12 protein-coding genes are annotated in these 14,960 nt (G+C 42.1%); 2 read left to right on the top strand and 10 right to left on the bottom strand.

Annotated features, from left to right (window positions below):
* Positions 1-123: 123 nt before the first annotated feature.
* The 6 genes from A5870_RS06665 to A5870_RS06640 form a co-directional block, all read right to left on the bottom strand.
* The gene (locus tag A5870_RS06665) at positions 124-1,176 is read right to left on the bottom strand and encodes an LPXTG cell wall anchor domain-containing protein (protein ID WP_086292189.1); all 1,053 of its coding nucleotides are present in this window, start codon (positions 1,174-1,176) and stop codon (positions 124-126) included.
* A gap of 182 nt (positions 1,177-1,358) precedes the next feature.
* Positions 1,359-2,729: an Ig-like domain-containing protein gene (locus A5870_RS06660; RefSeq protein WP_086292188.1), complete on the bottom strand. Its 1,371-nt coding sequence runs from the start codon at positions 2,727-2,729 to the stop codon at positions 1,359-1,361.
* Positions 2,730-3,032: 303 nt separating this feature from the next.
* Positions 3,033-5,123 (bottom strand): ABC transporter permease, encoded by a 2,091-nt coding sequence (locus tag A5870_RS06655; protein ID WP_086292187.1) that lies wholly within the window; start codon positions 5,121-5,123, stop codon positions 3,033-3,035.
* Positions 5,095-5,871 carry an ABC transporter ATP-binding protein gene (locus tag A5870_RS06650; RefSeq protein WP_077454307.1) on the bottom strand — a complete coding sequence of 259 codons (777 nt, stop codon included), beginning with the start codon at positions 5,869-5,871 and terminating at the stop codon, positions 5,095-5,097. Before A5870_RS06650 ends, A5870_RS06655 begins: the two co-directional genes overlap by 29 nt.
* Before the next feature lie 89 nt (positions 5,872-5,960).
* Entirely contained in the window at positions 5,961-6,908 is a 948-nt protein-coding gene (locus A5870_RS06645; protein ID WP_077454308.1) for a sensor histidine kinase, read from the bottom strand.
* Positions 6,905-7,600 (bottom strand): response regulator transcription factor, encoded by a 696-nt coding sequence (locus A5870_RS06640; RefSeq protein ID WP_086292186.1) that lies wholly within the window; start codon positions 7,598-7,600, stop codon positions 6,905-6,907. Before A5870_RS06640 ends, A5870_RS06645 begins: the two co-directional genes overlap by 4 nt.
* 162 nt (positions 7,601-7,762) lie before the next feature.
* Between A5870_RS06640 and A5870_RS06635 the strand changes: the two genes are divergently transcribed.
* Positions 7,763-8,380, top strand: a complete 618-nt coding sequence (locus tag A5870_RS06635) for an FMN-dependent NADH-azoreductase (protein ID WP_005225804.1) — start codon at positions 7,763-7,765, stop codon at positions 8,378-8,380.
* 140 nt (positions 8,381-8,520) lie between these two features.
* On the opposite strand, the gene A5870_RS06630 is transcribed toward A5870_RS06635, so the two are convergent.
* The 4 genes from A5870_RS06630 to tyrS all read right to left on the bottom strand — a co-directional run bounded on the left by A5870_RS06630 (position 8,521) and on the right by tyrS (position 12,176).
* Entirely contained in the window at positions 8,521-8,907 is a 387-nt protein-coding gene (locus tag A5870_RS06630) for a cytidine deaminase family protein (protein WP_086292185.1), read from the bottom strand.
* 43 nt (positions 8,908-8,950) lie between these two features.
* On the bottom strand, positions 8,951-9,844 hold the full coding sequence (locus A5870_RS06625) for a deoxyribonuclease IV (protein WP_077454311.1): 894 nt from the start codon (positions 9,842-9,844) through the stop codon (positions 8,951-8,953).
* Between the two features lie 88 nt (positions 9,845-9,932).
* Positions 9,933-10,844 (bottom strand): AEC family transporter, encoded by a 912-nt coding sequence (locus A5870_RS06620; protein WP_086292184.1) that lies wholly within the window; start codon positions 10,842-10,844, stop codon positions 9,933-9,935.
* Positions 10,845-10,913: 69 nt separating this feature from the next.
* Positions 10,914-12,176, bottom strand: a complete 1,263-nt coding sequence (gene tyrS / locus A5870_RS06615; protein ID WP_086292183.1) for a tyrosine--tRNA ligase — start codon at positions 12,174-12,176, stop codon at positions 10,914-10,916.
* A gap of 262 nt (positions 12,177-12,438) precedes the next feature.
* On the opposite strand from tyrS, the gene A5870_RS06610 reads away from it, so the two are divergent.
* Positions 12,439-14,877 (top strand): transglycosylase domain-containing protein, encoded by a 2,439-nt coding sequence (locus A5870_RS06610; RefSeq protein WP_086292182.1) that lies wholly within the window; start codon positions 12,439-12,441, stop codon positions 14,875-14,877.
* Positions 14,878-14,960 lie beyond the last annotated feature (83 nt).

Genomic DNA, 14,960 nt, shown 5'->3' with positions numbered 1-14,960 from the left:
GACGCCTCAATACGATCGTCAGACATTTTGTTACAACAGTAAAACAAAACGTGATTGTGCTTTCTGGGGAAGAAAATTCCAATCGTGGGTTATCAAGTCTCTCATTTTCCTTGGCTTTTTTCTTTACTGCCTCTCATCAGAAAATAACTTTCGATTCAGCCAGTAAAGGAAGACGGCAAGGATAACCACGCCTAGACCAAAGAGGATATAGCGAATACTCGTATTTTTGCTGCCGGTTTTCGGTAGTACGGCCCCATTGACCTCCTTAGCACTGCTTGTCTTCGTACGTTGTTCCTGTTCCTTTTTCACTGAAGACGATGCTTTAGCGAGTTGTTTGCCTGCGGGATCATTGGAGGAAATACTTAGCTTGCTTGACTGACTTTGGTTCGGCGCTAATTTGTTTGGTTTCGTTTCTGAATCTGAAAGCTCTTCAGATGCAGCTTCACTAACGGTCGTTGTTCCTGTTGTTGCGGTGGTTTCTCGACTCCTAGTTATCTGACTTGATTCGCTCTCACTGACTGGTTGAGTGTTCAAACTTTCTGACTCACTTGAATTGTGACTACTTTCTATACTTTGAGAATCCTGACTTGTGTTTTCCGTAGTAGAAGTCCTTGGATCCGTGGATTGAGAGTCGCTAAATTTCGGTTCGATACTACTAAAGGAAGAGCCCGTTTCTTCAGTCACCTTAGAGCTTGCGCTTATCTCAGAGTTCGTGGTCTCGCTAGAGCTCGGGGGCGTTATTACTTGCCATTGACTGGGCTTCAAGTTCTCAGTTATCGTTGTTTCACCATCATATATGACAACTAAATCAACTTTATCCATACTTTTTATCTCATCAATAACCATCTCAGCATGAATTCTTAAGTAGTTTTCAACACCTGAAAACCAATCGACATTCGTCAAAACTGTTTCGCCGATCACTTTTTCGCTGTGACCGTTCCCATCCCAACCATAAGTTAGTAGGACACGAACCTTTTGTGAAGTCAGCGTTTTGTTCGGCCGTACCGGGATCGTAATGACTTTCAAGGCTTCATCATAGATCACTCGGTTCGTTTGAACAGAAAACGATAAATTCCCTCCGGCTCGTTCTTTTGCTGAAGTATGATCGAAACCAAACACCAGCAGCAATAATCCCGCTAACAGCAAAATCAACACGATTCCAACCAGTTTTCTCATTTCCTCACTTCCTAAATGAATATTTCAAGATAACTTGATAAGGAAATTATAATAAATTCTCAGAAAAAACATGCGCCGAAAAAAAAAGGAAAGTAGCCATAAAATGGCATCTTCCCTTTAAATAAGTCTTTATTAATTTTTCTTCCTAGTAATAATACTGCCTCCAAAATTTCAGTTTCTTTCTACCTGATAAATTTACACCAACTTAACTTCAACGCGCATCCTGCTAAAACCATTCCTATTGCAATCCATAAATGATTAGACGCTTCATTCGTTTGAGGAAACTGCTGTTTTTCTGACTGATTATGCAAATTATTTGATTGGGATACCTGCATGTTCCCAGGGGTTGAACTTTGATGTGTCATCGCCCCATTATTACTAGAACTACTCCCGTTATTTGATTCTGAACTACTAATCATACTGCTTCCACTACTTGGTTCCGTACTACTGCTAGTACTACTTTCACTACTTGGTTCCGTACTACTACTTGTACTGCTTTCGCTACTTGGTTCCGTGCTACTACTTGTACTACTTCCACTACTTGGTTCGGTTGTACTACTGGTGCTGCTTTCGCTACTTGGTTCCGTGCTGCTGGATTCTCCTGGTTCACCGGTTCCACCACCACCGCCACCATAGCGTGGTGTATAGCCAGTAATACTGCTTGTTCTTGGCACATCATTGACCACGGCATCAAGGATGCCCCGATTGGTATATTGTTCCAATGAACCATCCGTTTCTGTTTTGTAGGTAATGTAGATCCGTTCCTCTGTATCCCGCAAAGGAATTTCAAAGGAGCCATCACTGTTTAAAACGATCGGTACTTCATCAACATATGTTGGGTTGGAAACGCTGGGTCCGTAAACAACTCGAGCAGTCGTACTGACGAGTGTCTGATGGGGACCTAAAATATCAATAAACGTTCCATCTTTGATCGTCACTTGGTTTGTATCAAACGAGTTGATGTACACACGCCAATCAATAATCCGTTTGGGTTCTTGCGTACCTAAATACAGTCCTTGTTTGGTGAGTAAGGCACCCTCCCCTGTATCATCCACTGCTTGAATAAAAATAGGCACCGATTGCGTTCCATTTACTGTTTCGAAGTTAATGTTGTTGATTTGGTTCTCTGTCACTTCATCGCTGAACTTTGTCCAAAAATAAAAGTCCCCATGTACATTGGTATTTTTTTCGACAAATTCCGTGAAAACAAAGGTCAGCTGATTGCCAACTTGGGTAACATTGACCACTAAGTTGTTATTTTCATCGTATAAAGCATACGTATTATTGACGCCTTCAATCTCAACTGGCAAGGTGACTGTTGCTTTGTCACCGGCTTTTACGTCACCCAAATTTTCTAAACTCCACCTCATATCTATTTTAAACGAGTCATCTTTTTCGATACTTGTAATGACTTCATTGTGGCTATTGACGATCGACACATTTGTGATCAGCTTGGCTCCCACATCGGTTTCTCCATAAACAATCCGCATACCGGCAAAAACAGGAAGTAACAGTAGCAAGACAGCAAATGCTTTTCCTAGTCGTTTGATCATTGGTTTCCTCCTTAAGTGAGCGCTTAGCTAAACCTACCGATCACAGCAGTCACTGTGCTCGACATGAATATTGTACTTAACAATTGTCTTTTCGTTTCACGTTGAGAAAATAGACTTCCAGTTGCCACATTCTAGCAGCGAATCGGCGACTGCTTGATAGAATAAGTGTTAACTAATTTTATCTGCATATTAGTGATTTACACAATTAAAACGCTTCATTGCCAAAGGAAAATAACATTGCAGCAAATAAAAAGCCAAATCCCAATCCGTGTTGACTGAAAGGGATTTGACTTAAAAATTAAACTACTCTGTAGGATCGGCGATCCTATCAATTTGCTGGAAGTATCGATATTGACAAATCAAGTAAAAAACGATTTGAAAAATCAAAAAGAGACTAGCGATCACACCGTAGTATTGCCAAACAGGCAATTCTACTAAGATACGCAAAGCGGTCATCGCTACCGCAAAATGGATCATTGCCACGACTGTTGGCAAGAAGTACATCACTTGCAGCTGGCGTCTCAGAACGTTGTGCCGCTCCTTCGGCGACACACCTAAGATATGCAAGGAACGATGGTACGCCCCATCTTTATCTAAATCTGCAAATAAACGGAAATAGATAATTGAAGCGGAGAAAATAAAGAAAACCGAACCCAGTAATACCGTGATCATTAAAATGATGCCATTTCCCTGACGATTTTCTTGGAAAACTTGGTATTTCGAGGTATAAGACGTACGCATCGGAATGTCTTTTGCCGCTTCTGACCACTCTTCATCCGTATAGTCTCCTTTGGCTTCAAACTCCTGACTGAGCTCTTCGTATTGCTGATCGATCAAGGCATTTTCTTTATCTAAATTCCCATTGAAATCAGATACCAATTCAGGTGTTTCAGCCCATTCTGGATAGTCTAACCAAATAAAACCAGATTCCATATCATCGTTAGAGTTTTGTAAGAGGGCTTGCCACTCCTCAAAGGTCTTATCTGTCACAACTGACAGTCCAAAGAAATCCAGAGAAAGCATTGAGGGGCTGTGGACAATCGTAATATCCTTTTTTATACCGGTTTCTGAACCTAATTCAAGTGGGTAGATACTTGTGCGTTCGTTCTCAGGGACTTCTAGGAGCTGTTTTCGACGTGAATAATTAGCACTAAGTGTCATTATTTGATTATCTGCAACGGAATCAGCTTCCTCACCGATTTGTTTCATCATTTTCTGATAGTCGCTTTCTCGCATAATTGAAAAGCCATTCGTCGTATAAAATGAATCATTCATAACTGCAGATTCATCAAGATTCGCATAGGCCCATAGTAAGGAAACACTATCTGATACAGGTGCATACCCTTTTTCTTCTATGGCAGTTTTAATTTCATTCATTTTCCTCTCAGAATGATCGAGGTCTTCTGGCCCAGACCACGTAAATACATAGGCTACACTGATTCCTTGGATCGAAGAAAAAGAAGAACTGCCAATCGCCAGCATCACGGAAATCCCAACGAATGCCACGGAGGTACTAATAGCAATCAGACTATACATCGCCGCATTGTCTCGCATGCGAAAAATCCATTCGCTGATAGTCAGCATCCGAGTCCCTCGTAAGAAGGTCGGGCGTTTCTTTAATCGTTTCAACAGAAATACGCTGAACTGATGGAATGACAAAATCGTGCCCGCAACAGTCAACAAGACTCCTAGCATAAGCGGCAGCATCGAGTACGTTTGGTAGCTAAAATAAAAGACCGATCCATAGCCAATTAGTAACAGCACAATTCCTGAAAAAGCCAATGCCCAATGGCTTTTTGGTTCAGGACGTGGTTTTTCATTTTCCTTAATCAATGAAATGATCTGCTCTCCTTGCAAGGCCCGAGTACTGAAAAAGGAGATCAAGAGAAAAATAAAGACATAGATCCCAAAGGTCAATCCTAAACCTTCCATAGGAACCATAAATTTCAGTCCTTCTGTTAGATACATGACATTTTGCGCAATCAGCAGCAATAATTTCGTCAATAAAATCCCTAACCCAATACCGGTCACTGTGGCACAGGTTCCTAAAAGGGCATTTTCGACAAACAAAATCTTTCGCAGATCTTTTTCTTCGATCCCCAAAATCAAGTAGATTGCCAGATCACGTTTGCGTCGTTTTAAAAAGACCACAAATGTATACCATAAAAACAACAGCGACAGTAAAGCGATCACCACAAGTGCGACGGATAGACCGACCTTCGCCAATTCTGAAAGTGTACCGCTATTGGACAAATTTTCTTCCAATTGCGGATGAAAGAGCAAAAGACTAAAGATATAAAACACCATCGCCGCAAAGGCGCTACTGACGAAGTAGGCCGCATAGGTTCGAAAATTCCCCCGCAGATTACGAATGATCAACTGTCTGAAATTCATGACGGCGACCTCCTAAATGTGCTAGGACTTCAAGAATTTTTTGATAAAATTGCTGTTGATCAGCCCCGCGATAGACTTCGTTATACAGTTTTCCGTCTTTGATAAAAACGACCCGATCAGAAAAGCTGGCGGAATAAGGATCATGGGTGACCATCATGGTGGTCACCTTGCGCTGCTTGTTCATCTGACTTAGTATTTCCATGACATCTCGTGCTGCCTTTGAATCAAGATTACCTGTCGGTTCATCTGCTAAAAGCAATTCCGGCTGATGGATCAAAGCTCTAGCGATTGCAACCCGCTGCTGCTCCCCACCGGAAAGCTGATAGATGCGTTTGTCTTTTTTCTCATAGATCCCAAGTTCACGTAATAGCTGTTCCGAACGTTCTTTCATCTCAGGAACCGGCACCCGATCCAATGTCAGTGGTAAAATAACATTCTCAAGCACACTCAATGGTGAAAGTAAATTGTAGTTTTGAAAAACAAAGCCCAGTTGCCGACGACGAAACTCTGCGAGTTTTTGCTTAGATAATTCCAGCGGCTGCTCTCCTTTGATGATCACTGAACCCGCAGTCGGTTTATCCAATGTTGCTACCAAATTCAACATAGTAGTCTTTCCACTGCCAGAAGGACCCATTATGCTGATAAATTCTCCTTCTGGCACTTTGAGATCGATTTGTTGCAACACCTCAACAGAAACTTCTCCCGCATAGGTTTTTGTTATATTTTTCAATTCTAGTAAAGCCATCATCTTCACTCCTTTGCTACCAGTTTAGCAGGTGGCAGCGCAATCAGTTATCGATTTCGTGATAGAAAGCTTACAAAATTGTAAGAAAGCCTTTACGTCCGAAACGTTAATGTAACCGTCGTGCCTAGATTCTCCTTAGAGACCAAAGCGATATCGATATCCAATTGCTTGCTGATCGTTTCGACTAAGTAAAGTCCGATTCCAGTTGCCTCGCCTGTTTGCCGACCATTCTGACCTGTATAAAAGGGGCGAAAAACCCTTGGCAGATCCGCTTCCGCAATCCCACATCCTTCATCGGAGATCGTCAAACTTCTAGAAAACGGATCAATTTCAAAACAGACTTTGCTCTCTGGCTTTGAGTACTTAATGGCGTTGCTGATGAGTTGAAACAGCAAGATCCCTAGCCATTTTTTGTCTGTTGTGACCGTGATATCCGCATCACTCAACAGTTTCGGATAGACTTCGCTGCGAATAAAATTCCGCTTCTGTTCACCAATCCCGTGCTTGACCACTTCCAGCAGGGAGACGGACTCAATAACAAAGTCCTCCGTGAAATCTTCCAATCGCACAAAGTTCAAGGCGGTCGCCAAGCCGCTCTTCAAGCGATCTGTCTCAGCCAAAAGATCGTAGCTGTCGACTTCCTCACTTTCAGCCATTAGCGCCAAGACCGAGACAGGTGTTTTCATTTGGTGAACCCATATATTCATAAAACGGATGTGGTTTTGATGATGCTGATTCAGTTCGGTGAGTTTCTCTTGCATTTGCTGTTCTCTTGCATCGAACTGCTTACGCCATTTCTTGGAAAGAGAGCCATTGCTGCCACGAACAGCTTTTCCACTCTTGAGATAGTGATAAAAAGCGGCATTGGATAGATACTCCGCCAAAGAAACAAACAAAAGCAACAAGCAAAATAGTAACAGACCATACCCAATGACTAAATAATTTCGATACCCATCGAGCCAAATCACTAAGACGAACAGTGAAATGGCGAGAACGGTGATCAAAATTCTCGCTATATGAAGCTTGACATATTCTCTCATTGTTCGGTACCTACTACCGATAAGGCGTAACCCTTGCCGCGAATCGTTTGGATTGGATCATTGATGCCCATTGCCGCCAATTTTTTTCGCAAACGGCCAACATTGACAGAAAGCGTATTGTCATCAACGAAACGCTCATCATCCCATAATAGATTTAAGATCCGTTCTCGTTTGACCATCTCTGGGTGTGCTGACATTAACAGGGTCAATAATTCTCCTTCTCGAACAGTCAGCCATTCACTGGCTTCACGATAGACCATCTTCAACGCTTCCGGATAATAGATCAATTCGCCAGCTTTCAAGCTTCGCGCACGATCCGACTGCGCATAATCCCCATAAACTCTGCGAATATGGCTCTTCACTTTAGCTAGCAGCAAGTCATAAGAAAAAGGCTTGACCAGATAATCATCGGCCCCGTATTCTAAAGCCATCACTTGATCCATGTTGCCATCGCGCGCCGAGATAAACAGAATCGGCACCAGCGAACGTTCTCTGATTTTTTGACACCAATAGAACCCGTCATAATAAGGCAGATTGACATCTAATAAAACCAAATCTGGTTGAATCGACAAGAATTCATCTAAAACCGCAGCGAAATTTTCTGGAACAAAGGTTTGATACGTATAGCGGGATAATTGATTTTCCATCATTTTTACTAACGATTTGTCATCTTCGACCACGAATATTTTCATAGAAATCCTCCTGTTTTCTCTAAAGTTTACCAAATCTGTGTGAAAAAAACTGCAAAATTCCAGTTTTTTTAAAAAAAGTGTACTTATTTATTGTAAGCAAAATTATTTTATAGTATACTACATTTTGTGATTAAAACTTACTTAAAGTAAAGGTGGAAAAAAATGAAAAATATTTTAGTTGTTAAAGCCAATAACCGTCCTGATGGAGTATCTGCAAAAATGTTTGATACCTTCGTTGAAAATCTTGATACCAACAATGTGGACGTTGTAACCTTTGATGTGTACGCACAACCAATGCCTTATATCGGTCAAACGTTATTTGAAGCATTTGGCAAACTTTCACAAGAACAAGAATTAAACCAAGAAGAACAAGAATTGATGACTGTCCGTCAAGACGTGATGAACAAATTCGCAGCAGCGGATACCATCGTTTTCGCTTTCCCAATGTGGAACTTAACGATTCCTGCTGCCTTGCACACATTCATCGACTATATCTTCCAAGCTGGCTTTACTTTCTCTTATAACGAAGATGGTTCAATGAACCAATTATTGAAAGACAAAGAAATCGTTCTATTGAATGCCCGTGGTGGTGTTTACTCAGGCGAAATGAGCGCAATGGAAAACGCTGTAACCTTTATGGAAAAAGTTTTCGGTGGTATGTTCGGCATGAACATCACAGAAGAAGTAATCATTGAAGGCCACAATGCAGATCCTTCTAAAACAGCAGAAATCATTGCTGAAGGTTTAGAACGCGTAGCAGCAGCTGCGAAAAAATTCTAATCATTGCTATCGATCAACTCCTCAACAAAGCGCTATTGCTGGTTGAGGAGTTTTTTTATCCAAAAACGTAGCTCGTTTATTGGATTGATAATACAAAGATGCCCCTTCAAACACAGCGGTCTAAGGGGCTAAGTCTCTTTTTATTTTGAAGATTTCCAATCACAAGGCAACAGCTCTGCTATCGTCATGATTTTTCCTGCTGCAATCATCACTTGCGTGTTCTGATTGGCAGGATCTAGCTGGCTGATGAATTCACGGCAACGGCCACAAGGTGAGATCGGCTCACCTGCTGAATTGATTGCAACCATCTGTAACACCCGCTGCTGCCCATCGGTGATCATTTGCGCAGCCGCAGCCTGTTCGGCGCAAAAGCCCATGGAACAGCTGGTATCGATACAGATCCCCGTATAGATCTGTCCATCTGCAGTAGCTAGTGCTGCTGCGACACTCCCTGCTTCTGCAAATTGAGAGAGCTGTCTGAATCCCAGTTTTTGTTTCGCGGCATTGATCAGCAACTGAAAGTCCATTTTCTTCCTCCCACAACAAGATAGTTCATATTAAATGAACCGTTTAAGCACCGGCCATGATTTTCGTCAAGAGCTCAGGATCAAAGTTCTTTTCCCGCAGCATCGCAATTTCATAACCATAAGGGGCTTTTTTGTTCTTTTTGTCTTCCCCGACATACGGTGTTTCCAATATTTTCGGCAACGCTGTTAATTGCTCATGATGAACGATTTTATTCAACGCTTCAAAACCGATCGTCCCAAAACCAATATTGGCATGTCGGTCTTTATGACTGCCTTGCGGATTTTTAGAATCGTTGACATGGATGACTTTCAAACGATCCAAACCGATAATTTTGTCAAACTCGTTTAAGACGCCGTCAAAGTCTTCTTTGACATTATAGCCGGCATCATTCGTGTGACAAGTATCTAGTGTAACGGATAGTTTTTCATTTAAAGTAACACCATCGATAATTGCTGCCAGTTCTTCAAAGCTGCGACCAATCTCGGTGCCTTTACCTGCCATTGTTTCTAATGCGATCTGGGCAGTTTGATTTTTTTCAAGGACCTCGTTCAAGCCTTTAATGATCTGTTTGATCCCAGCTTCGGGTCCTGCACCGACATGGGCACCGGGATGCAACGTGATTTGAGTCGCACCTAAAGCTTGCGCTCTTTGGATTTCCTCTTGTAAAAATGAAACGGCAAAGCCAAAGTTTTCAGGCTTGATGGTATTGCCTAAATTAATAATGTAAGGAGCATGCACGACGATATTCGAAATTCCTTTTTCCGTCATAAAATCTTGTCCGGCTGCGATCTGCATCTCTTCGATCGGTTTGCGCCGCGTGTTTTGCGGAGCTCCGGTATAAATCATAAACGTAGTAGCTTGATAGCTAGCCGCCTCTTCTGCTGCTCCTAAAAGCATTTTTTTGCCGCTCATTGAAACGTGTGAACCAATCAACATTTTTCTTTTCCTCCTAAATCTAGTCTTCTCTATTATCGATAAAAGCGCCTTGTAAAGCGATTATTTTGCTCATTGCCGTATTTTTTTATCAAGCGAGTCCAAATAACATTAGGACACCCGTCATTATCGGCATACTTATCAAAAAGCTAATGGAAGAAACGAACCCTACTGCTTCTTCCTCCATCCCAGCAATCACGGAATTAATGACACCGAACAAGGGAATCGGAGCAAACACTAACAAACAAAGAACTGGCTTTAATAAAACTGGGATTGGTAAAACATAGAAAGCCGCAAATAGCACGAAGGCCAGTCCGTAGCGCAAGCTTAAAATTTTGATTACCGTTGGCGTAGTGTGCTTCGGTAAGCGGAAATCCAAAAATAAGCCAATCATAAACATGGACAAAAACGTATTTGCGATCCCGATTGGTTGGACAAGCGCCAATGCCGCCTCAGGGATCCTCCAATCCGCACTGCGGATAATCAGCATCACTAGATAAATGGTAAATGTTGGCGAGCGCAGGAGATTCAAAAAGATTTTCCCTGGTTCAAATGTCGTCCGCTTTCCAATCAAGAATTCGATGAAAATCGTCGTTCCCCCTGCCAACATGATACTGTTTCCCATATCAAACAGCGAAATCAGCGGAATCCCTAAAGGATAAAAGCTTTGGGCAAAAGGAATCGCAAAATTGCCGATATTAAAGCCTGAACCGCAGTACATCGCAAACTGTTGCAGCGTGTTCGATTCTTTTTTTGTCAAGAAAAATGCGAAGAGGATCTGAACGATCGTAATGATCAACGCGATCACAATCAAACTAAGGGCACTGACTTGTACTTGCATTGCAGCTAAATTCAAAATGATTGCCGCCGGTAACGTTACATTCAAAATAATTTTGGATAAGATCGAGCCATCGGCTTTCGAAAGGACTTTCAATTGCTTAAGAAAATATCCTAAGAAAATCATGGCAAATAAGCCGGCGGCATTCAACACTATGTTTCCCATTCCAACAAAAACCCTTCCTCTACAAAAATTTGAAAAAAGCGAACCAACAGGGCGGTTCGCTTTTTGCGATTAAAATGTTAATAAGAAATATTTTTTCTTGCCACGACGAATCACGACGTATTTCCCACCGATCCGATCACTTGCTTGGAGCTCGTACGTTAGGTCTTGGACGCGTTCCCCATTGATGTAGATGGCCCCATTTTGTACGTCTTCTCTTGCTTGACGTTTTGATGGTTCGATTTTAGCAGTTGTCAATACTTCAATGATGTTCAAAGAATCATCAGTTGTTACCTGGTGGCTAGGAACCCCTTTAAAGCCTTGTTCGATCTCTTCAGCGTTCAACTCTTTGATGTTGCCACTGAATAAACTTGCTGAGATGCGTACGGCTTGTTCATAAGCCTCTACCCCATGAACCAAAGTAGTGACTTCTTTTGCCAAAGCTTTTTGCGCTGCTCGAGATTCTGGTGCAGCGTTAAATTCTGCTTCGATTGCAGCGATCTCTTCTAATGATAAGAAGGTGAAATATTTCAAGAATTTGACTGCATCACGATCATCGGTATTGATCCAGAATTGGTAGAACTCGTAAGGTGTCGTTTTCTTAGCATCCAGCCAAACGGCATTGCCTTCTGTTTTCCCAAATTTGGTTCCGTCTGCTTTTGTGATCAATGGCATAGTCAACCCAAACCCTTGGACTTCACGCTCACGACGCAATAATTCGATCCCAGAGGTGATATTCCCCCATTGATCGCTACCGCCTAATTGCAACAAGCAACCGTGGTTGTCGTAAAGGTTCAAAAAGTCATAGGCTTGTAAAAGCTGGTATGCAAATTCCGTGTAGGAAATTCCTGTTTCGATCCGACGTTTGACACTTTCTTTGCTCATCATGTAGTTGATAGTAAAGTTTTTCCCAGTGTCCCGTAAGAAATCGATCAGTTTCAATTCCCCTAACCATTCATAGTTATTGGCAATGATGGCAGGATTTTCTTGGTCATCAAAATCAATAAAGCGAGATAATTGGCTCTTGATACTTTGTGACCATTCCAAAACCGTATCTAATGTGTTTAATTGACGTTCTTGATCTTTAAAGGATGGGTCACCGATCATTCCTGTACCGCCACCAACTAATGCGATCGGCACATGTCCGTTTTGTTGGAAACGGCGCAACATCAAAATAGGCAATAAATGACCAATATGCAGGCTATCTGCGGTAGGATCAAAGCCGATATATAGTTTCACAGACTCTTCATTTAATTGTTTGGTCAAGGCTGCTTCGTCTGTGGTCTGATGAACTAATCCGCGTTGCTTTAGTTCTTCAAAAAAGTCTGTACTCATTCTTTCTCCTCCTAATAATTGCTTCATTGTTCATCTTAACTGAAAAAGAGGGCAATGAAAAGTCTTTCTCTCAAAGTCCTTTACCAAAAAAGAAACTTTTAGGCAAATCCTTTCGTTTTCCTTTGTTTTCACTGATCAGATCCAACCGTGAAAAGGAATTTCCTGATCCTCTTCTTGAGATAACGGATAGGGTGCTACCCAAGCGTCTTGTTTTTTGCTATAATTACACGGAATCTATTCTAATTTATTGAGGTGACTCTTTTTGTCCCAGAAAACGAAAAAACAAAAGAATACAGAAAACAAAAATAGAGGCTGGTTCTATTTCAATATCAGTCTAAGGGTTTTACATGCCTTATTCTTAGTCGCTATTTCTTTGCTGGTGCTTGGCGGCTCTTTAGCCTTAGGGATCGGTGCCGGCTACTTTGCTTTTCTTGTGGAAGATACCGCAGCTCCTTCTAAAGAAGAGTTGCAGAAAGAACTGACCGACATCACAGAGACTTCTCAACTCGCGTACTCAGATGGCAGTAAAATCGCAACGATTCGCTCAGATCTGATGCGAACGTCGGTTAATTCTGATCAAATTTCGGACTACTTGAAAAAAGCAATCATCGCAACCGAAGACGAATATTTTAATATTCACAATGGCGTCGTACCAAAAGCGGTCGTGCGAGCATTATTATCTGAAGCGACAGGTTTTGGCGGCAGCGGGGGTTCCACTTTGACCCAACAGCTGGTAAAGCAACAAATCCTTTCCAGTGAAACGACCTTCAAACGCAAAGCCAACGAGATCTTATTGGCCATGGAAGTAGAGAAGTTTTTTGATAAAGACGAGATCGTCACTATGTATCTAAACATCTCTCCTTTTGGTCGGAACAATAAAGGGCAAAATATCGCAGGTGTGCAAGAAGCGGCGCAAGGAATCTTTGGCGTCAACGCAGCTGACCTGTCTTTACCGCAAGCAGCCTTTATTGCGGGTCTGCCACAAAGCCCGATCGTCTACAGCCCTTATACAAATACGGGGGAGATCAAGGAGAACCTGACTGCGGGCTTAGAACGGAAAGACTTTGTCCTCTTCAGTATGTATCGCAACCACGATATTACGAAAGAAGAATACGAAGAAGCACTTAACTATGACTTAAAACAAGACTTCAAAAAACAAGAAGCCATTGAACAAACGGATCAAAGCTTCCTTTATTACACTGTGTTAAATGAAGCAAAAGACATTATTGCCAAACAGCTGGCAGATGAAGATGATGTCAGTGACGAAGAATACGCCAAAGAGGAAACCTATCAAAAATACTTCGAATTGGCGCAGCAAAAACTTGTTAATGGCGGCTATACCGTCACATCAACGATCGATAAAGACATTTATAATGCGATGCAAGATGCCGTTGATAAATACGGCTCTATGTTAGACAATTGGGGCGACGCCACCATCGAAGTCGGCAATGTTATGATGGATAATGCCACTGGGAAAGTCTTAGGCTTTATTGGTGGACGTAACTATGCTGAAAATCAATTCAATCATGCCTTTGATGCCAAACGTCAAGCAGGATCAAGTATCAAACCAATGCTGGTTTATGGTCCGGCCATCGAAAGTGGTTTGATGGGCTCAGAATCGATGGTTTCTGACTATGCCGCAAAATGGCGGACGGGAGAAAACGCTGGTGAGTCAATCGTCAATGCCACAAACCGCGGAACCAATACCTTCATGTCGATTCGCGAATCACTAGAAGTTTCCAGTAATATCGCAGCGACAAATATTTTCCAAGATCTTTGGGAAAAAGAAGGCGATCATTTTTACGCCTACACAAATTATTTAAGCAAAATGGGCTATCCGGAAGATAATAGCTGGGCATATGAATCAGCGCCATTAGGGGTTACGGATGTCACAGTGTTGAATCAAACGAATGGCTTCCAAACATTTGCTAATAATGGTGTCTATCAGCAAGGCTACATCATCGAATCCATCAAAGACAATGAAGGCGAAGTGCTTTATCAGCATGAAGCCAAACCAGTACAGGTCTTTTCTGAAGCGACGGCTTCTATCATGACCGACATGATGCGCAGTGTCATCGATGAGCAAAAAACCAGTACCTTCAAAACAGTTATCAGTGGATTAGATTGGAATCTCGGGAATGCCGATTGGATCGGTAAAACTGGTTCCACCAATAACTGGTCAGACTCTTGGCTAGTCGTTTCCACCCCATCGATCACTATCAGCAGCTGGTCAGGACGGGATGACAACAAAGCTACTGATAGTGCTGCAGGAACTCGGACAGCCAATTACATGGCTTACTTAATCAATCGGATCTATCAAACAAATCAAGAAGTTTTTGGTGTGGATCAGAAGTTTGAGCTTTCAAATGACGTGAAAAAAGTCAAAGTTTCCAAATTTACAGGGACCCAACCAGGAGGCACCGTGCGGGTCGATAATCGAACCTACACGAATCCAAGCGATACCGTCAACTCATATTGGGCCACTGGCGGACCGGATACGGTCGACTTTAAGTTTGGGATCGGCGGTTCGGACGCTAATTACGCTGACTATTGGAAAAAAGCATCGTCTAGCCGTTCAACCAATCGCTCTTCAAATACATCGTCTAATAATACTTCAAACAATGCCACGCCTACAGCAAATGATGATGATGACGATGAACAAGACAATGACCAAGCAAATACAACGAATAATGATGACTGATCAGCCTTGTGCTGATCAGTTTTTTTATGCAAAAAACGTGTGGGTAAAAAATCCGTAGATTTTCTACCCACACGAACGATCGT

This window comes from Enterococcus sp. 2G9_DIV0600 (genome assembly GCF_002140615.1).
GTDB classification, from domain to species: Bacteria; Bacillota; Bacilli; order Lactobacillales; family Enterococcaceae; genus Enterococcus_D; species Enterococcus_D innesii.
The sequence above is the reverse complement of the archived record's forward strand: the minus strand, read 5'-3'. Positions and strand labels throughout refer to the sequence as shown.